19 protein-coding genes are annotated in these 17,692 nt (G+C 64.8%); 10 read left to right on the forward strand and 9 right to left on the reverse strand.

All coding sequences use genetic code 11. The annotated features are described in order from the left end of the window. Nucleotides 1-243: 243 nt before the first annotated feature. The gene (locus Q1V78_RS06345; RefSeq protein ID WP_300612793.1) at nucleotides 244-1,779 is read left to right on the forward strand and encodes an MFS transporter; all 1,536 of its coding nucleotides are present in this window, start codon (nucleotides 244-246) and stop codon (nucleotides 1,777-1,779) included. A gap of 81 nt (nucleotides 1,780-1,860) precedes the next feature. Here the strand turns inward: Q1V78_RS06345 and Q1V78_RS06350 are convergent, their stop codons facing one another. Further along, the gene (locus Q1V78_RS06350) at nucleotides 1,861-2,934 is read right to left on the reverse strand and encodes a pseudouridine synthase (protein WP_300612795.1); all 1,074 of its coding nucleotides are present in this window, start codon (nucleotides 2,932-2,934) and stop codon (nucleotides 1,861-1,863) included. Nucleotides 2,935-3,003: 69 nt separating this feature from the next. Here Q1V78_RS06350 and Q1V78_RS06355 point away from each other — a divergent pair, with 69 nt between their 5' ends. From Q1V78_RS06355 to Q1V78_RS06365, 3 genes are all read left to right on the forward strand, one after another. After that, entirely contained in the window at nucleotides 3,004-3,162 is a 159-nt protein-coding gene (locus Q1V78_RS06355; protein ID WP_300612797.1) for a hypothetical protein, read from the forward strand. A 145-nt stretch (nucleotides 3,163-3,307) separates the two neighbouring features. After that, the gene (locus Q1V78_RS06360) at nucleotides 3,308-4,213 is read left to right on the forward strand and encodes a universal stress protein (protein ID WP_300612799.1); all 906 of its coding nucleotides are present in this window, start codon (nucleotides 3,308-3,310) and stop codon (nucleotides 4,211-4,213) included. Nucleotides 4,214-4,304: 91 nt separating this feature from the next. After that, on the forward strand, nucleotides 4,305-4,982 hold the full coding sequence (locus tag Q1V78_RS06365; protein WP_300612800.1) for a TetR/AcrR family transcriptional regulator: 678 nt from the start codon (nucleotides 4,305-4,307) through the stop codon (nucleotides 4,980-4,982). Between the two features lie 94 nt (nucleotides 4,983-5,076). Here the strand turns inward: Q1V78_RS06365 and yidC are convergent, their stop codons facing one another. Then, nucleotides 5,077-6,024 (reverse strand): membrane protein insertase YidC, encoded by a 948-nt coding sequence (yidC, locus tag Q1V78_RS06370; RefSeq protein ID WP_300612802.1) that lies wholly within the window; start codon nucleotides 6,022-6,024, stop codon nucleotides 5,077-5,079. Between yidC and Q1V78_RS06375 the strand changes: the two genes are divergently transcribed. Together Q1V78_RS06375 and Q1V78_RS06380 are read left to right on the forward strand one after the other, a co-directional pair. Further along, on the forward strand, nucleotides 6,023-6,844 hold the full coding sequence (locus Q1V78_RS06375; protein ID WP_300612804.1) for a class E sortase: 822 nt from the start codon (nucleotides 6,023-6,025) through the stop codon (nucleotides 6,842-6,844). The genes yidC and Q1V78_RS06375 overlap by 2 nt on opposite strands. A gap of 3 nt (nucleotides 6,845-6,847) precedes the next feature. Continuing rightward, complete coding sequence (locus tag Q1V78_RS06380; RefSeq protein ID WP_168167034.1) at nucleotides 6,848-7,003, forward strand: hypothetical protein; 156 nt, start codon at nucleotides 6,848-6,850, stop codon at nucleotides 7,001-7,003. A gap of 101 nt (nucleotides 7,004-7,104) precedes the next feature. Here Q1V78_RS06380 and Q1V78_RS06385 read toward each other — a convergent pair whose 3' ends face one another. From Q1V78_RS06385 to Q1V78_RS06395, 3 genes are all read right to left on the reverse strand, one after another. After that, the gene (locus tag Q1V78_RS06385; protein WP_300612807.1) at nucleotides 7,105-7,737 is read right to left on the reverse strand and encodes a DUF2020 domain-containing protein; all 633 of its coding nucleotides are present in this window, start codon (nucleotides 7,735-7,737) and stop codon (nucleotides 7,105-7,107) included. A gap of 44 nt (nucleotides 7,738-7,781) precedes the next feature. Beyond that, a complete protein-coding gene (locus tag Q1V78_RS06390; RefSeq protein WP_300612809.1) occupies nucleotides 7,782-8,120 on the reverse strand; it encodes an Lsr2 family protein in 339 nt (112 codons plus the stop codon). Between the two features lie 132 nt (nucleotides 8,121-8,252). Beyond that, on the reverse strand, nucleotides 8,253-8,876 hold the full coding sequence (locus Q1V78_RS06395; RefSeq protein WP_300612811.1) for a DUF6474 family protein: 624 nt from the start codon (nucleotides 8,874-8,876) through the stop codon (nucleotides 8,253-8,255). Nucleotides 8,877-9,077: 201 nt separating this feature from the next. Between Q1V78_RS06395 and Q1V78_RS06400 the strand changes: the two genes are divergently transcribed. Continuing rightward, the gene (locus Q1V78_RS06400) at nucleotides 9,078-10,709 is read left to right on the forward strand and encodes a TM0106 family RecB-like putative nuclease (RefSeq protein ID WP_300612813.1); all 1,632 of its coding nucleotides are present in this window, start codon (nucleotides 9,078-9,080) and stop codon (nucleotides 10,707-10,709) included. Between the two features lie 41 nt (nucleotides 10,710-10,750). Then, nucleotides 10,751-11,446 (forward strand): peptide-methionine (S)-S-oxide reductase MsrA, encoded by a 696-nt coding sequence (msrA, locus tag Q1V78_RS06405; RefSeq protein WP_300612815.1) that lies wholly within the window; start codon nucleotides 10,751-10,753, stop codon nucleotides 11,444-11,446. Nucleotides 11,447-11,612: 166 nt separating this feature from the next. Here msrA and Q1V78_RS06410 read toward each other — a convergent pair whose 3' ends face one another. Both Q1V78_RS06410 and Q1V78_RS06415 read right to left on the reverse strand, forming a co-directional pair. Beyond that, the gene (locus tag Q1V78_RS06410) at nucleotides 11,613-12,215 is read right to left on the reverse strand and encodes a superoxide dismutase (RefSeq protein WP_012359388.1); all 603 of its coding nucleotides are present in this window, start codon (nucleotides 12,213-12,215) and stop codon (nucleotides 11,613-11,615) included. Between the two features lie 175 nt (nucleotides 12,216-12,390). After that, on the reverse strand, nucleotides 12,391-13,290 hold the full coding sequence (locus tag Q1V78_RS06415) for a patatin family protein (protein WP_300612818.1): 900 nt from the start codon (nucleotides 13,288-13,290) through the stop codon (nucleotides 12,391-12,393). Between the two features lie 191 nt (nucleotides 13,291-13,481). On the opposite strand from Q1V78_RS06415, the gene Q1V78_RS06420 reads away from it, so the two are divergent. Together Q1V78_RS06420 and Q1V78_RS06425 are read left to right on the forward strand one after the other, a co-directional pair. Then, complete coding sequence (locus Q1V78_RS06420; RefSeq protein ID WP_300612820.1) at nucleotides 13,482-14,255, forward strand: glycerophosphodiester phosphodiesterase family protein; 774 nt, start codon at nucleotides 13,482-13,484, stop codon at nucleotides 14,253-14,255. Nucleotides 14,256-14,305: 50 nt separating this feature from the next. Next, a complete protein-coding gene (locus Q1V78_RS06425; RefSeq protein ID WP_300612822.1) occupies nucleotides 14,306-15,223 on the forward strand; it encodes a DUF5926 family protein in 918 nt (305 codons plus the stop codon). Between the two features lie 131 nt (nucleotides 15,224-15,354). Here the strand turns inward: Q1V78_RS06425 and Q1V78_RS06430 are convergent, their stop codons facing one another. After that, nucleotides 15,355-16,863 (reverse strand): LCP family protein, encoded by a 1,509-nt coding sequence (locus tag Q1V78_RS06430; protein WP_300612824.1) that lies wholly within the window; start codon nucleotides 16,861-16,863, stop codon nucleotides 15,355-15,357. Nucleotides 16,864-17,052: 189 nt separating this feature from the next. Beyond that, a complete protein-coding gene (locus Q1V78_RS06435; RefSeq protein ID WP_300612826.1) occupies nucleotides 17,053-17,628 on the reverse strand; it encodes an NADPH-dependent FMN reductase in 576 nt (191 codons plus the stop codon). Nucleotides 17,629-17,692: the final 64 nt, after the last annotated feature.

Consider the following 17,692-nt stretch of genomic DNA (forward strand, 5'->3'; position numbering starts at 1 on the left):
ACCTGCGCTGATGGTACTGCACCTGGGAGGGTGTGGGAGAGTAAGACGCCGCCGGCATTAAACTTTCATAGTGGTGGTGCGACGTGTTGTTGGTTGTTCCCGTTTTGGACGGGTGATGATCGACAGTACGTCGCACCACCATTTTTATTTCCCTATAGCCCCCAAACCAACGGGGGCTTTTGGTGTCTCAACCCTAGGTACCCGAACCGGAGTGAATTCGAAGAAGCTGGAAGCCGTACAAGCATGACCGAAATCGCCAAGGACCCGCGCCGCTGGTTCCTCCTCGCCACCGTCGGCATGGGAGTGTTCCTCGTCTGCCTGGACAACACAGTCCTCTACACCGCCCTCCCCACCATCGTGACGGAACTCGATGCCACCGCACCCCAGATGCTGTGGATCATCAACGCCTACCCCATGGTCATCTGTGGGCTCCTCCTGGGCACCGGCACCCTCGGCGACAAAGTCGGGCATCGGCGACTATTCATCATCGGCCTCATCATCTTCGGGCTCGCCTCCCTCCTCGGCGGTTACAGCACCAACGTCGCTACCCTTATCACCGCTCGAGGCCTGCTAGCGATCGGCGCGGCAACCATGATGCCCGCCACCCTCGCCCTCATCAGGCACACATTCGAAGAGCCAGCCGAAATGAACCTCGCGATCGGCATCTGGTCAGCGCTGGCCACCCTCGCGGCAGCGTTCGGCCCGGTGGTCGGCGGACTCCTCCTCGAATACTTCCGGTGGGGGTCTGTCTTTCTCATGAACGTCCCCATCGTCCTCGCTGCGCTCATTGCGCTGCCCTTCGTCTCCAAGCGCGACGAGCCCAACCCGGATCAAGCCTGGGACTTCCGCTCCGTGCTCCAGGCAATGATCCTGTTGGTCTCCTTTGTGCTCTTCATTAAGCAGCTCGCGCACCGCCCGGTCGACTGGAAGGTCGTCACGATCGCTATTGTGGTGGCGCTGATCTTCGGCTTTCGGTTCACGAAGCGTCAGGGCCAACTGCAAGAGCCACTCCTGGACTTCGGCATCTTCCGCTCCCCGCCATTCCTCTCCGGCGTCTTCGGCGCCGGCCTCGCGATGTTTGCGGTAGCAGGCTTCGACTTCCTCACCACCCAGCGCCTCCAGCTCATCGACGGCTTCAGTCCACTGCACGCAGGCGTGTACGTCACCATCGTCGCTGTTGGATCCCTGATCAGTTCCCTCATTGCCGGCCGGCTGTACACCGTTCATCGCGCGAGGCCGTTCATCACCGGGGGCATGGCAGTGGGTGCCCTTGGTGCGATCATTGTTGCGGTCGGCTCCAACGCTAACTCCAACGCGGTGATCCTCACCGGGCTCGGGGTTCTTGGGATTGGCCTCGGTGCGTCCATGGCGGTGTCCTCGATCGCGATGATCGGCGGGGCACCCCCGAATCGCGCAGGGATGGCCTCCTCCGTCGAGGAGGTCTCCTACGAACTCGGTGCGCTCTTGTCCGTCGCCATTCTCGGCAGCGCGATTACCCTCGTGTACTCCGTTTTTTACGACGTCAACGCGCCCGCGCACGCAGGTGTCCACGGATCTGTGGGGCACGAGCCGAATGTGAGCCTCCAGGACGCCGTCCAGTTCGCCGCCGGTCTGCCAGACGGGTCCGTGAAGGCAACGGTGCTCCAGCATGCGCACGACTCTTACCTCAGCGCCTACACCCTGACCGCTCTTATCGTGGTCCTCGTGCTGGCCGCGGGTGCGCTGTACACGAACCGACTGCTGCGCCATCGGGAGCCCGGCGAATCGGAGAAGGTCTAGAGCCAGCATCCAGAGCGTGCCCGCGGCCGGCAGCATTCTGCAGGCTATCGTCGAGCCGGTCGCTGCCGTCGCAGCAGGCGCTTAGAAAGTGGAAAACTCCCGCAGCTTGCCCGTGAGCGGATCCTGGAAGCGCAGCCTCTGGGCGGTGAGTTCCATCGGGCGGCTGAAATCCTCCTCGTCCGCGAACGGCGGGCTCGGCAGCGGCGTGCTCGGGTCGTGCAGTGCCGCATCCGAAAGCTCCTCGTAGAGAGGGTCGTTGAGAATGGGCAGCCCGAGGCTCCGCAGGGCGACGCGCAGCTGGTGGGTCTTGCCCGTCTCCGGCACCAGTTCCCAGACCAGCACCTCCCGCTCCCTCGGGGTGGGATCCTCGGCGGTAGCCAGAACCCGGCGCTCCGAGCGCACACCCACCACCTTTGTCAGCGCATTCGGTGGCGCCGGAAACATATCGTGGCCAGGGGAGGAATCTGTCGCACCGGAATCTGGCGCGCTGAAAGCCTCGATCGCCGCGGCCTCCGGCTCGACAAGATAGGTCGCCAGCCTGCCCCGTTCCTTCACCATGTGGTGGCGCAGCAGCCACGGTTGTTCCGGCGTTGGCGCGGGCCACTCCCGCCAGCCCCGGAATCGTGGGAGAGGAGAGAAGGGCGCCTCATCGGCCGGCAGAGTCACGGCCTCGTAGGTTTTCTCCGGCACCCGCTCATCGAAAAGCCGCTGGTACGGGCCCCGAACTTCGGGTCGCACGGTGAACATCAACACGCCACGGGTCAGCCGGTCCAGCCGGTGGGCCGGGCTCAGCTCGGGGATTCCGAACTGCCGGCGGGCTCGGACCAGGGCGGTCTCCACGATGTGCTGGCCCCGTGGCAAAGTCGCCATGAAGGGCGGCTTATCGACCACCAGCAGGTTGGCGTCCTGAAAAAGGAGGCGCAACTGGCCAGGAACCGGGCGCTCGGGGGCTGGGCGGCGGTAGAAGTTGATGTAGCGACCGGGACGGACGACGTCGCTGGGGGAGAGGGGGCGACCGGCGTCGTCGACGACCTCCCCGGCGGCAAAGCGTTCCAGCAGGGCGGCCTCGTCGTCCTCGGGGTGGCGGTGGCGCTGGGCGGAGATGAGCTCGCGGAGGAAGTCGAGAGCAGTGGTGGGTTCCGCGGTATGTGGCAAGGCCACCCTGGAGGGATTGAGGCCATCCTTAATTGCGAGGGGAACCATTAGGGTGCTAAAACTTTCTTCATGGATCTCAACGTGATTATGAACTCGCTCGCCAACTTCTTTGCTACCGACTTCGGCCGTGGGGTCAAGGGCTTCCTCCTGGTCCTCTGGGAGCTGATCTCCCCATCCAACGCACCGGGCGCCCACGACGTCCCGCTGCCGGAGCCCAAGAAGCCTTAATGCAGCTTAAGACCCCTCCAAAGAAGGGGTTTTTTCGTCTGATCCCTCCGGTTATTGGAAATCAATTCATTGCGGTAGCGAGCGCGATGAAAAGCCAGGATAATGGAGGTAGGACAGAAGTTCTATTGGGAAGGACACAGTCGCGATGAGCGATCAACCACAGAATACCAACTCCGGACGCGAGATTATTGTCGCAGTGGACGGCTCCGAGGCCAGCAACACCGCTGTTCTCTGGGCGGCCAACGCCGCGCTGAAGCGCAACCAGCCGCTGAAGCTCGTCTCCGCGTACACCATGCCGCAGTTCATGTACGCCGACGGCATGGTTCCGCCGCAGGAGCTTTACGACGACCTCGAGGGCGAGGCCAACGATCGCATCGAGACCGCCCACGAGCTGGTCCGCAACTTCAACGCGGACATCAAGGTTTCCCACGCGGTGAAGGAGGGCTCCCCAGTGGATATCCTCCTGGACTTCTCCCGCGACTCCGAGATGATCGTCATGGGCTCCCGTGGCCTGGGCGGGCTCTCCGGCCTGGTCATGGGCTCCGTCTCCTCCGCGGTTGTCTCCCACGCCGACTGCCCGGTCGTGGTCGTGCGCAAGGATAGCGACGTCAGCGAGGAGTCCAAGTACGGCCCGGTCGTCGTCGGTGTCGACGGCTCCGAGGTGTCCCGCCAGGCGATGGAGCAGGCCTTCCGCGAGGCATCTGCTCGCGGCGCTAGCCTCACCGCCGTACACGCCTGGAACGACTCCCAGTTCTACGCCTCCTACGCGGGCCTCAACGCCGGCGAGCAGGAGAAGGCCGAGCACATCGCCCTGCTGAAGCAGGAGATCGCTCCGTTCGCTGAGCGTTACCCGGACGTGAAGGTCACCGAGATCCTCGCCCGTGACCGCCCGGTCGGCGCGCTGCAGGACGAGGCCGAGGGCGCGCAGCTGCTTGTCCTGGGCTCCCACGGTCGCGGCGGCTTCCGCGGCATGCTGCTGGGCTCCACCTCCCGTGCGCTGCTGCAGTACGCACCGTGCCCAATGATGGTCGTGCGTCCGCGCAACAAGTAGGATGCTTGACTGAGTTCTTTTCCCCTGGCCTGACTACCCATGGCCAGGGGAGAACTTTATTTGATCGAAAAGAAGAGGAAGTGACCGAGGGATGGGGCCCGCCAAAAAGGCCACGGCAAAGAAAGCTGCGGTGAAGAAGACCACCGCCAAGAAGGCCACGAAGAAGGCCACCTCCAGGCGGCGTAACCGTCCGGGCCCTCGGCAACGCCTGCTGGCCAGTGCCACCAACCTCTTCACCACCGAAGGTATCCGCGTGATCGGCATTGATCGCATCCTCCGGGACGCCGATGTCGCCAAGGCCAGCCTCTACTCCCTCTTCGGCTCCAAGGACAACCTCGTGGTCGCCTACCTCGAGGCGCTCGACCAGAAGTGGCGCGAGGACTGGGAGGAGCTCGCCAAGGATTGCGAGAAGCCTGAACAGCGCATCATCGCCTTCTTCGACCTCTGCATCAAGACCGAGCCGGAGAATAACTACCGCGGCTCCCACTTCCAGAACGCCGCCAGCGAATACCCGCGCCCCGAGGTGGAATCCGAGGTGCGCATCCGCCAGGCCGCGATGGCCCACCGAACCTGGGTTCGCGAGACCATGGCCGACCTGCTCACCGAGCGCTTCGGCTACACTTCCCGTTCGCTGGCCGACCAGCTGATGATCTTCCTCGACGGTGGCCTCGTGGGCTCGAAGATGGCCCGCCACGTCGGCCCCCTGGAGACCGCCCGGGACATGGCCAAGCAGCTGCTGCTCACCGTCCCGATGAGCTACCACATCTAGCCAGGACCAGACCCTGGGCTCACCCGCGCCGCTGTGTCGGCCGTATTTCGCCGAGGCACGGCTAGTGGGTGCTAGTTGCGCGTACTAGTTGCGGCTAGCGGCGGTGCCGGCCGGTGCGCCGCTTCTGCCGCTTAGCGACCCTCTTCTCCTCTTTCTTCTCCATGCGGCGCTGCAGCTGCATCTCATTGTGGGCGTGGAACTCCTCCGTATACGGGTGGGTCTTATCGCTCCACAGGTGAATGCCCTGCGTGATCGTCAGGGTGCACAGGTTATTACTCAGCCAGTACACGAAGACCATCACCGGCAGCGGGCCTAGCAACCCAAACAGGATCGGCATGAAGAACACGATCGGCAGCATCACCTTCAGCAGACCCAGCGCGAAATAACTGAATCCCTGATCCGGATCCATCGTCGCCTTCGTCCGCCGGATCGAGAAGATCATGTTCGTCGCCGTGAAGGTACTGGCCAACAGCACCATCGGCAATGCCACCCGCAACACGCTCGCCTGATCCGTGCCCAGGTTCGCCAGGGACTGCTCCGGCATCTGCACGTAGGTGATCAGCGGGACGTCGAAGATGCGGGCATGCATGAAGGTGTAGACGTCCTCGTCAGAAAGGGGACCGAAACCGTGGAGGTTATTCGGATCCACCACGCCGTTCGGGCGCGCCACCCGCAGCAGCATGCGGTACAGGCCGAGGAACACGGGGATTTGGATCAGCGCCGGAAGGCAGCCGTCCCGCATCCGGTAGCCGCCCTCGAGCTGCATCTGCTTGCGCCGCTTGTTGAGCTCCTTGCGCGACTCCGCGTCCGTGCGCCCCGCGTACTCCTGGGTTAGCGCGTGCAACTGCGGGCGCAGGTTGGCGAGGGTGCGGGAGGAGCGGATCTGGCGCAGGGTCAACGGCGCGAGCAGGCTGCGCACCGTCAGCACTAGGAAAATCACCGCCACGATCCAGGCGGTGCTGGGGGCAATGCCGAAGACCTTGGTGAAAAGCACGTGCCAGAGCTTCAGCACCAGCGCAACCGGGTATTCGACGATAATCATGAAAAGAACCTTAGCGTGTAAAGTAATGCGCACGAGCGACGGTAAGCACCGCCGGAAGCTGGACCCGATCAGCGTCCTTGGCGAAATCTTCGTAACCTTCGGGGTGATCGCCCTGCTCTTCGCATTCTACGAGGTGTACTGGACCGATATCTCCTCGGGACGCGAGCAGGCCCTCGTGGCAGGAGACCTCGATAGCCAGTGGGATTCCCGCAACCCGCGACCGCTCACGGAGATCACCGAAGGCGTGGCTTTTGCCCGTCTGCACCTCCCCTCCTTTGGTAGCGACTTCAACTTCGCCGTGGTCAAGGGCACCAGCGACGCTGACCTGACGAAGGGGCCGGGCCACTATCTCGACAGCCAGGGACCCGGCGAGCGGGGCAACTTCGCGATGGCCGGCCACCGCGTCGGCCGCGGATCCCCGTTCAACGACCTGGGCCTGCTGAAGACCTGCGACGCCGTCGTCGTCGAGACCGCCGGATCGTGGAACATCTACCGGGTGCTGCCCATCGACGTCCCCGCCGATCAGCGCCACGCCGCAGCGGCGGAGTGCCTGCCCGAGAAGGTGGCGGAACAGATGTCCAGCGGTCCGTATGCGGGCGTCCAGGGCCGCCACATCACCCTGCCCAGCGACATTAACGTCATCAACCCCGTCCCTGGCGCCCCCGGGTTGGAGGTCGGGCCCGAGGACGCGGCCCTGCTGACGATGACCACCTGCCACCCGCAGTTCTCTGATGCGGAGCGCATGATCGTCCACGCTGTTCTCGAGAAGAAGGAACCCAAGTCCCCCGGCTACGTGCCGGCAGAACTCACGGAGGTCTAGATCATGTACGCCGCACTCTGGAGAATGCTGCCCGGCCCGTGGTGGGTGAAGCTGATCATCACGCTCGTGGTGCTGGTCGCCATCTTCCTCCTGCTGATGGAGGTCGTGTTCCCGTATATCGGCCCGATGATGCCGTGGACGAGCGTGGCCGTGGACTAAGCGGGCCGCTGGCGGGCATGAGGTGACCGCCAGCGTCGCGGGCGCGCCGGGGGCAGCCGCGCGGAAGCTGCGGAGGACCAGGGAATGGGGGGAGCGCCGGCTTAGAGCTTGAGGTTCTTAATCGTCTCGGTAGCGATCTGCTCCGCCTTCAGGGATTGTTCCTGGGCGGTGAAGACGACGACGGCGGTCTGGTCCTTCCACACCGCGTAGACGGCACCCTCGCCGTCCTTACCGCCGCTGCGGCCCCCGCTCCAGCCCTCGGGCTTCAGTGCCTTCAGGGTGGAGTCCACCGGGGCAGCGTGGTCGACGACGGCGACGGCGTCCTTGTTCGTGGTCATGTGGCGCACCATGACTTGTGCCTGGGGGACGTCCTCGTAGGACCAGAAGACGCACGCCGGCGGATCGAAGCGCCCGTCGAGGCCCGTGGCGGTCCACCGCTGGCCCGTGGTCGTCTGCAGCCACTCGCCGTCGAGATAAGGGCAGCGGTTTTCGGAGTCGCCCTGCCCGACTGGTGCGGGCAGCGTGTCGACGGGCAGCTCGGTGCCTTTCACGCCCTGGACCGGCTCGCCGGGCAGGAGGCCGTCGTTCGACTGCTGGGCTTCTGTGTTCTGCTCCGGCTTATCGCCACCAATTGCGGAGCAGCCCGCCATCGCGAGGGAGCCGATGAGCAGAACAGCTGCGCTGGCTCGCGCGACGGGGCGGGCTGGAAAAACGCGAAAGGTAGAAAGCGCCATGGTCGAAATTCTAGTGCGCACAGCGCATTTTCACGAAGTGTGTTTTAGGAGTGGGCTTCGTCGTACTGGTCGACAATATTCTGCGGAATGCGGCCGCGATCGGAAACCTGAAGGCCGTTAGCCTGAGCCCATTCGCGGATAGCGCGGTTGCGCTCCGGGCTATTGGTGCTCTGCGGGGCGCGGCGGGAGCTGGTGCGCTGAACGCGGCGGGCGACTGCGATATAGGGCGCGAGTGCTTCCTCGAACTTTTCCCGGTTCGCGGTCGAGACGTCCATAGAGTAGGTCACACCATCAACGGCGAACTCCACGACATTAACGTCTTCCGCAGCGAGCGGCGCGTTATCGATATCGTCAAAATACTGGGTGATCTCTTTGCGTGCCATTGTGTGCAGCAACTCCTGAATCGATGATTTAGGGATTTGAAAAGAATGCTACCCAATATTCGATTAGAAAGAAATGGCCATTAAGGGAATGGCTAAGGAAATTGGCTAAAAGTAGCCAAAATCACTTAACTATTAACCGCGCTTGGTCGCGATCTGTGCCTCGACGAGATCGAGCTCCTTAGATACGGATTCCAAAACCCGCTTGCGCTGATCTTCGCCCATCGAGCCAGCATTATCGATAGCTTCGATCAGAACATCCATGCGGTCATTGACATCCTTAGCGAAACCGGAGGGCACGCCCTTGTCCACGGACTTCTGAATCTGCTTAATGCGTGCGCGTTGCGGGGCGCCGTCCGCCGGGAAGGAGCGCAGCGCGGAGTCGGCAGCGCCGCGAGCCTGCGTGGTGACGGTGCCCTTGCCCTGCAGCTGGGTCAGCGCGCGATACACCAGCGGAACCACCACCGGGGCGGCGACTCGTGAGGCACCAATGAAGCGCAGCACATTGCGGGAGTTAAAGCGGCCGGCCTTGAGCTGCTCGATGGACGCCTTCGCCATCTGCTCCTCGTGCTTACGGCTGTTCTTCAGCTCCTTAGCGTCGAGCTTGCGCACCTGCTTGGCGGTCTTGCGGAGGTACTTCTCCTTAGCCTTCTCCAGCTTCGCGGCCTCCTTGGCGTCCACCTTGGCCCGAATCTTTGCAGCCTTAAAGGCAGCCTTGCGTTCGATACGGCGCTTCCGCAGATTCTTGAATAGACCCATGATTCTCCTCATTAATGCGATTAGTCGCGGTACACACACGCCAAGCCCTCGCCAGGCCTGGGAAAAATAGCTAACTCCCCAACACTTTAGCGAACGCGGGGCACCCCGCGGGGCAATACCGGGGTGGGGCGGATGTCGGCAGTGGCGGCAGCTTTCCGCGCTTCGGCTGGCACGGTGGTCCCCGGCTAAGCTAGGGCAGTTGTGAGTTACTTCTTGTCCGAGCAGGCGGGGCTCAGCCCCTCCGATGTGGTTGGGTGCCGCCACCGTGCGCTACTGCGCCGGGTGTTGGGCGGCCAGACCGCCCGCCTGTACTTGGACAGCGATTGGGAGCACCTCGCCGAGCGGATCGCGAGCCGGATCTCCGCGTGGCGTCGGCGCTCCGCTGTCTTTGCCCAGCTGCCCACCGCACCCCGGATCGGCGATAAGCTCCGCCCCACCCGCAGCGAGATCGCCGACGGGGAGAACGCGGTGGAGGAGACCCTGGAGGCGATGGCGCGCGGGGATCGGCTGATCCTCAACCCGGTTCTCGAACACGACGGGCTCGAAGCCCGGGTAGACCTGCTCGTGCGCATGGATCCCGGGGTGGCGCTCGAGACGGCGGCCTACGCGCCGGTCATCATCACCGGGCACAACGCGACCCGCCCGGCGAAAAACCGGCACCGCGCGGATTGTCGTGTCGTCGCCGTCGACGCGCTCGGGTTGGGGAAGCCCGCCGCAACGATGCTGCGACACCGAACCGTGGCCAGCGATGCCCAGCGCCTGGGGATGGCGAATATGATCCTGCTGAGCTGGGGTTTCGCCAGCCCCGACGTCGGCATCATCGGCCGCAGCCCGGGTGCGGAACCCGATGGCTCCCGCTGCTACTTCTTCGACGCCCAGCGCCTGTACCCCGGGTTATTGGCGGCCTTCTCCGAGCCCGTCCCAACAGCGCCCTCCCGGGTCAAGGAGTGCCAGACCTGCGAATTCCATAATCACTGCCGTGCTCAGTTGCTCCAGACGCAGGACATTTCGCTGCTGCTGCCGGGGGACCGCAACCGACCGTGGCGGGATAAGGGCATCAACACGCTGCCTGCGCTCGCAGCCGCCGGGGCGGGGGAGGCCAGCGCTCTGGCCGCGGCCTGGATGCGCGCCGAGGTGGCCATCCGCCGGCCGGTGCAGCAGTGGTACCGCGGGCCGTTGGTCCTTCCGAAGGATCAGGAACCAGTGGAAATCGACGTGGACATGGAGGCGCACCCGAGCCGCGGGACCTTCCTCTGGGGCACCTTCGACGGCCACCAATACGTGGCCTTCTCCGACTTCAGCTCCACCGGGGATCAGGGCCGCCACGTCGCGGAGATGTGGGACTGGCTCATGTGGCGCAGGGAACGCGCCCACGCCGAGGGCCGGAAGTTCCTGATGTGGGTCTACGCCAAACAGGGCGAGCTCTACTGGCTGCGCCACTACGCCCGGCTCTACGGCGGTCAGGAGTACGGCAGCCCCAGTGCCGACGGCGGGCAGCGCCAGGTGCGGATGCCGACCCTGACGGAGGTTAATGAATTCATCCAGTCCTCGGAGTTCGGCGACGTCTTCGAGTACGTCTCCCGTGGGCTGCTGGGGACGGGCTCGCTAGGGCTAAAGACGATCGCCCCGCTGGCGGGTTTCCACTTCAGCCAGGAAGGCGTGGACGGGAAGGCCGCGGTGGATCTCTTCGAGGTGGCCGTCGCCACCGGTGGTCGCACCGCCGATATCTCCCGGCGAACCCTGGAGCGCTATAACGCGGACGACTGCGTGGCCACTCGTAGCGTGCGTGGCTGGTTGCGCCGTGGCGCGCCGGGCATCAGCCTGGTGGAATAGGCACTAAACAAAGCCCCAAGAGGACGAAGGAGCACGCTTAAGTGGATCTTTTCGAAAGAATGAAGGCCCTGAACACAGCGGGTGCGTATCGGGCGCCGCAGGTCACCGCGGAGACGGCGCTGGCAGGCGGGAGGCACCCGGTGCTACCGGATCCGAAGCCACACTTGGTGCTCGGCACGCCGCTCACCGGCCCCTGGCGGGAGGGTCAGGCGGAGCTGGTGGTCGGCATGGGCTGCTACTGGGGAGCCGAGCGTATCTTCTGGGCCACGGAGGGCGTGGAATCCACCGCCGTGGGCTTCGCCGGTGGATACACCCCGAACCCGACCTACCGTGAGACCTGCACCGGGCGTACCGGGCACACCGAGGCCGTGCGCATCGTCTACGATCCGCAGCGGGTGAGCACCGCCGAGCTGCTGCGTATCATGTTTGAGAACCACGACCCCACCCAGGGCGATCGGCAGGGCAACGACGTCGGCTCGCAGTACCGCAGTGCGGTCTATGCCCTGGATGCCGAGCAGCTCGCCCAGGCGGAGAAGGCCGTCGAGGCGTGGCAGCCGGCCTTCACCGAGCGCGGTTTCGGCCCCATCACCACGGAGGTCGCGCTGCTGGCGGATACCCCGGCCGGCGAGTTCTACCTCGCGGAGGATGAGCACCAGCAGTACTTGGCGAAGAACCCGGACGGCTATTGCAATCACGGGCCGAACGGCGTGAGCTGCCAGACGGGCGTGCTCGGCTAAGCGTTCCGGCCGCCGGGCCCGGGCCCGGCACGTAGCAAGTCCGTTGGCGAAAGCGCAGCTGGTGGCGGAGCCATCAGCGCAAAGAAAAACCGGGCGGGCCACGGTATCCCGTGAACCCACCCGGTCAAAGCCCGCAGGCTTTAAGAGCTAAGCCTGTGATCCAGACTTAGTTCTTCGCTGCAGCGAAACGCTCGGCGACGTCCTCCCAGTTGAAGACGTTCCAGACTGCCTTCACGTAGTCAGCCTTGACGTTCTTGTACTGCAGGTAGAAGGCGTGCTCCCACATGTCCAGCATCAGCAGCGGGGTCAGGTTGATGGAGGTCTGGCCCTGCTGGTCGGTCAGCTGCTGGATGACCAGCTGCTCGCCGATGTGGTCGTAACCCAGGACAGCCCAGCCGGAGCCCTGCAGGCCCAGCGCTGCGGAGGAGAACTGGTCCTTGAACTTCTCGAAGGAGCCGAAGTCGCGGTTGATAGCCTCAGCCAGCTCGCCGGTCGGCTCGCCGCCACCGTTCGGGGAGAGGTTCTTCCAGAAGATGGAGTGGTTGGTGTGGCCGCCAAGGTTGAACGCAAGGTTCTTGGACAGCGCGCGGATCTGATCCGGGTTGGTGCCCTCCTCGCGTGCCTTCTCCATAGCCTCGAGAGCAGCGTTAGCGCCCTGCACGTAGGTGTTGTGGTGCTTGGAGTGGTGCAGCTCCATGATCTCGGCCGAGATGTGCGGCTCCAGTGCGTCGTATGCGTATGGGAGCTCAGGCAGCGTGTACTTAGCCATTGTTCAATCAGTCCTTCCGAATTCGTTGAAAAGGTTCTAATTATTACAAACGGCCGAACCAGTACTTTTATTCCCGCCTGGCCGTTAGTAACCAATTGTGACGAAAAACCCGGGGTCTCGCAAGGGTGAGACGTCCCTAAGGAAAGGGGCAAACAGCGGTGCCGCGGCAAGAGCTCTAGGAAAGTCCGAGGAATTCCTTGATGGCCGGCATCTCGCGTCGTGCCTGCTCAAGACCCTCCTGATAGGCCAGAGAAAGCTTCACCGGATTGCGGTCCTGATTGCTGATATTCATGATTTCAGGAATAAAAAGATACGCTTTACCCTGCTTCTCCAGCTCGAAAAGGTAATCCCGAGTCTCGTTATAGCGCACGTGGCGGTCCGCGATGGAGTCCAGCAGCGCCGGGTACTGGCCGTGCGTGCGGCGCAGCAGCCACAGCGCGCGCCCCGCGGCAGACTTCCGGTACATCCGGGTGCGGGTCATGATCACGAGGAAGCGGTCGTAGCCGTCCTGCATCGCGGCGTCGATGGGGATGCCGCCGGTGGGGCCGAACGCGCCGTCGAACCACGGCTGCCCGTCGACCTCGGTGGCTGGCATGAAGACCGGGAGGGAAGAAGACGCGCGCGCCCGGACCAGGAAGTCCTCCGGGCTGTGGATCGACTCCCGGCCCCAGTGCTTCGTCTCTCCCGTCAGCGCGTTGAAGCCGGAGATGCGGTACTGCACCGGTGAGTTATCGAAGATCTCCCACTCCATGCCCATCGGCTGGCCCGGCATACCGGCCTCGCCGTAGATATAGCCCGCGTTGAAGAAGCCCTCCCCGCGCAGCCAGGCCCGCCAACCGCCGAAATTCGGGTCGGAAGGGAACGTGGTGAAGGTTTTGCGCATCCGGTCGGTGGTGCGGGAGACGTAATTGGCCACGTGAGAGGTCGCCGCGGAATTGCCCGTGACGTGGGCGAAGTTCACATTTGATTCCAGCAAGGCCTCCACGAGCGCGGCGGAAAAGACCACGCGCATGGCTCCGCCTTCGAACACCAGCGAGGTGTCCGTGACATTCGGGGTTGGGGCTGCTTCGTGCACGTATCCAAGATTACCCGGCGGCTTTGTGGGGTTGAGAGCGCGGGTGCGGTGCGCGAGGCGGGAGGTCGAGGGGCACGCTGCGGTGCGGGTGTGGCGCAAGGCGGGGAGGGAGAAGCGTGGCGCTAGACGCGGAAGGCGTGGGAAGTGAGCGCGGAACAAGGCGCGGCGCGAAATCCGGTAGAAAAGGGGGCGTGCAGCACGAGGTGAAAATCATTGCCCACCGTGGTGCGTCCAAGCACCGCCCGGAACATACGATCGGCGCCTATGAGCTCGCGGCCGCCCAGGGTGCGGATGGCTACGAGTGCGATATCCGGCTTACCCGAGACGGCCACGCCGTCTGCATTCATGATCGCACCGTGGACCGCGTGTCTGACGGAATGGGGGCGGTGTCCCGCATGACGTTGGCGGAACTCAAGGCCCTTAATTTTGGGACGTCAACCCGGCCGGCCGCCGTGCTGGAACTGCGAGAGTTGCTGGAATTTCTGCAGGATATGCGGCACAGCGCGGGCGCTGGCCAACCCGAATTATTCATAGAGACCAAGCACCCACATGTCCGGAGCCTGCAGGTGGAGGCGGAGATGCACCGCCAATTGGCGGTGGCGGGGCTGGCTGGCGGGGAAGGGATCTATCTGATCAGCTTCGACAGCTGGTCATTGTGGCGCTCCCGGCGGATCAACCCGCAGGTAGAGCGCATCCAGCTGCGCCGGAAGCACCACCCGCCCACACGCCCACTGTTGCGGGGATCGGGGATCGCGAGGTATGCGGGGTGGTCCATCGAGCAGGCGATGGCGAGTATTCGGGGCGATCGGCGAGGCGCTCCAGTGGACTACATCTGGACAGTCGACCAGGCGGAGCAGCTGCGGTGGATTGCCCAGCGAGGAGCCCGCTGGGTGGCGACAAACTACCCCGGGGAGGCTGCGGGCTGGTTGCGAAACTCGGCCGGCGGAGGGGCGGGTCAGGCCTAGTTTTGCGGTGGGGTAGGGGCTTGTCTGTGAGGCAGGTTAGAATCAGCAGCGTGGCTAAGAAAAATAAGAAAAATCAGGATCTGCCCGAAGGCATAAGCCGCCGCCAGGCGAAGCTCGCTGCCCGCGCCGCGGAGCGCGAGAAGCTGCAGCGGGACGCCCGTCCGTACGCGGGCTTAGCGATGGAGTCCGACCTCATCGCGCTGCAGGAGTTCGTGCCTTCCGCTCGCGTGAAGGTCGAGGTCGAGGGCATCGACTTCCCGGTGTCTCTCGTGACCGTCTTGCCGGGCGCGGTCGCGGCGATGCGCCGTGCTGCCGAAGATGGTGGTGAGGGCTTCGTCGCGCTGCAGACGCAGCGCCCGGGCGATAACCCGAACCGTGACCTCGCGTACGCGCTGAACTGGATCAAGACCGCTGAGCCGGGCGCGGCCCTCGAGGTCGGCGTGGCCGACGGCAACGAGCCGGAGCTCACCGACCTGCTGGACCCGAAGACCGACGCGGAGATCGTCGTCGAGCAGGACTTCAACTGGTGGCTCACCGAGGAGCACCAGGACAATCCGCAGGTCGCGGCGACGCTGCGCCGCGCCAATGACTCCGTCCTGCCCTCCGAAAAGGTGCGGGGCGAGTTCAAGGGTGCCGCCTGGTGGATTGATCCGGGCGAGCGTGCCCACATCCGCTGGGTGCGCCCGGAGGATGAGAACGAGCTGCTCAACGCGCTGGCTCGCGTCCACGCTGCTGGCGAGCTGAACCTCGGCGAGGGCTCCAAGTTCGCAGGCGTGTTCCGCACCCACGGCGTGATGGTTCCGGTTTGGGACCTCGATAACTCCTGGGAGCCACAGGCCTGGCAGAAGGGCCTGGAGGCGCTCGATAAGAAGATCGCCGAGGCTCTGGCCAATGACTCGGGCCGCTTCACCCCGGAGGAGCAGAAGGCGAAGCAGACGATCGTGTCCCGCGAGGTCACGATTCGCTAAGCCCCTGCTGGGGCTGGGGCCGGGGAGTCCGCTGACGGGGCTCCCCGGCCCCGCTTTTCTACCCATGCTGGCCCTCGCGGTGGATGCGCACCGCGGGTGCGGCGCGCTGCGGGCGTGGGACTCAGCTCGCCTTAACGAAGGCTGCTGAACAGCTGCTCGGCGGCGGCCTGGTCCCAGAGTAGGACGCTGCCTGCGTAGTTATCGGCGCTCCCCGAGGTCGGAACGACCTCCTGCTTCGCGCCGCGCATCTTCACTCCGAGGCGGGCGAGGTGCCACATGTGATCGCCCTTATCCACGGTGAGGGATTTGGCGACGCCGTTGACCGTGGGGAAGAGGCGGAAGGGGTTGAAGAGCGTGCCGGGGGAGAGCATCTTCTTGCTCAGCGCGGATAACAGCTGACGCTGGCGGCCTGCTCGGTCCAGGTCGCCGCCCGCCGAGGCGTAGCGGGAGCGCACATATCCCAGGGCATTCGGCCCATCCAGATCCTGGCAGCCCGCGGGGAGGTTGATGCCCGCCATTGGATCGTCGAGAGGCTCCTCGAGGCACATCTCGACCCCGCCCACGCCGTCCACGGCGTTGGCGAAGCCGGCGAAGCCGACCTCCGCGTAGTGGTCGATCCGCAGCCCCGTGGCCTCCTCGACCGTGCGCTGCAGGAGGGCCGGGCCACCGAGGGCGAAGGCGGCGTTGATCTTATTTTCCCCGTAGCCGGGGATGTTAACGAAGCTATCGCGCGGCAGGCTGATCATCGTGGCCTTCCCGACGAGCGGCAGGTGCACCAGGATGATCGAGTCCGTGCGGCCCTCTGATTCATCGAGCATGCCCGCGGAGAGCCGATCGGCGGTCTCCTGGTCCAGTCCGGCGCGGGAGTCCGAGCCGACGAGCAACCAGTTGGTGCCCGCGGTTCCGCCCACGCGGCCCTCGTAGTTCTGGAGCGCTTCCGTGCGCTGCAGCTGGGAGTCCGCCCACAGCAGCGTGCCGCCACCGAGCACCAGGAAGAGCGCGAGCAGGAGCATCAGGGTCCGGCGGATGCCGAGGCGACGCCGTGGTGCGCGGGGGCTGCCCGAACGACGGGGACGGCCGCGGCCCGGCTCCATGCGCTGCGGCTGGCGGCCGGGGCCGCCCCAGTCGGCGCCCCGGCCTGCCCCTCCCGCGGGCTGCGGGTACTGACGGTGACCTTCGGGTCGTGCTGTGGCCGGGCGTGGGGGCTGCTGATACGCGCCGCGCGGCTGTGCCTCCGGGTGTGCCGGACGATACGCGACTTGCTGGGGCGCTGCGGCCGAGCGCGAGGTGTAGCTCTCCCGGCGATGGCCTGGCTGCGGCGTTTCGGCTGATGGGGCCTGTCGGTAACGCGGTGGCTCGGGGTGTCGGGTTCTCTCTGAGCGCTGGCTCCTCCCTGCGTGCAGGGGCCTTTCGTGGCGGCCGTGCTCGGATCCCGGTGCCGGGGAAGGGCGCTGGCCGGCGGCGTCCGGAATATTCGAGCGGACATAGCGCGGCGGCGTAGGCGTTGGGCTATGTCCGGTAGCGCCGGACGCCGCGTTCGACGCGGGGTCGGGCGCGGGGCGACGACGCACCGGGCGGCCGAAACGGTCGGTCAGGACCCTGCCCTCCCGGTCGCGGGCGTAATCATCGCGTGAGTTCATGGGGACATCTTAGCGGGAGCGGTGGCACGTGGTCACGCGCACCGCCAGCAACACTGGAAACTACAGCCTCAGTCATTCCAAGTTGAGGTGACCGCGGGCGATGGCATTGCCCACGAAAGCCATCGTGTCGAGGAGCCCGTGGGCGACAACCAGCGGCCAGATCCGGCCAGATCCGGGCAGTGCGGCGAGTTACGCCGCAGTCTCCGACACCAGCTGCGCGAAGCGCTGCACGTAGCCTGCCACGAAATCACGGGTGGCTTCGTTATTGAAGCTTCCGTCTTCGTTGAGCAGGGTGGGGGACTGGCCAAGGAAGACTTCCGGTTGCCCCGGGGTCGGCATGTCGAAATAGGAGAGCGCGAGGCGTAAGTTCTTCTGAGAGCTATAGCCACCCATGCGTCCCACGGAGTGGCTGATGATGCCGGCAGGCTTGTTCTTCCATGCGACGTCCCCATTTGGCTTGGAGCCGATGTCTACCGCATTCTTTAGACAGGCGGGGATGGTGCGGTTGTTCTCCGGGGTGACGAAGAGGATGCCGTCGGAGTTTTTGATGATTTCTCGGAACTCGCGATATGCCTCGGGAACGGGCAGGTCGGTGACGGCGGGGTCGTCGTAGTCGAAGTTATAGAGCGGTAGGTGGCCGATCTCCACGATCTTTACGTCCCAGCTTTTGGGAAAGAAAGTGATGGCTTGTTTGGCGACTTTTCGGGCGAAGGAGCCTGCGCGCAAGCTCCCGACCAGGACACTGACGGTGTGCTGAGAGGACATTCTTGTCTCCCTTTCTGTTCTTGGGGTGTTCTTCTTTTTCTTGGGGGCGTCGGGGGCGGGGCGC

Origin of the sequence: Corynebacterium sp., from assembly GCF_030152825.1 — a bacterium.
Classification (GTDB): domain Bacteria; phylum Actinomycetota; class Actinomycetes; order Mycobacteriales; family Mycobacteriaceae; genus Corynebacterium.